Source organism: Hansschlegelia zhihuaiae, assembly GCF_004103825.1.
Classification (GTDB): Bacteria; Pseudomonadota; Alphaproteobacteria; order Rhizobiales; family Methylopilaceae; genus Methylopila; species Methylopila zhihuaiae.
The window spans coordinates 1-514 of the sequence record NZ_RYFI01000061.1; the positions used below are offsets into that span (position 1 = coordinate 1).

Below are 514 nucleotides of genomic sequence, written 5' to 3' on the forward strand. Positions count from 1 at the left end.
GTAAGCGTCGTCTTCAGGCCACGTCCTTGAGTGCGGCGGGCGCGTAGGCCCATGGCAGCAGCTCACCGATGCGGCTTTGCGGATGTCCGTTGACGATGCGGGTCATGACGTCGGTGAGGTAGGCGTGCGGCTCGACGCTGTTGAGCTTTGCAGTTTCGATCAGCGAGGCGATGGCGGCCCAATGTCCGGCGCCGCCGTCGGAGCCGGCGAAGAGCGCGTTCTTGCGATTGAGCGCGATCGGGCGGATGGAGCGCTCGACGAAGTTGCTGTCGATCTCGACGCGCCCGTCGTCGAGGAAGCAGGTCAGGCCCTCCCAGCGTGACAGCGCATAGCGGATGGCCTCGGCGAAGCGGCTTTTCTGGCTGATCTCTGCAAGCCTGGCGCGGAACCAAGTGTCCAGCGCCTCGACCAGCGGGCGGCTGCGGGCTTGACGTTCGGCGCGCCGTTCGTCGGCGGATCGACCGTGGATGCCGCCCTCGATCCGGTAGAGCTCGGCGATGCGTGCGAGCGCCTC

At 67.1% G+C, this 514-nt stretch carries 1 protein-coding gene; it reads right to left on the bottom strand.

Going from position 1 to position 514, the window contains the following annotated elements:
- Nucleotides 1-13: 13 nt before the first annotated feature.
- On the bottom strand, nt 14-514 hold a 501-nt coding region (locus tag EK403_RS22065; RefSeq protein WP_164919737.1), incomplete at its 5' end, for an IS66 family transposase.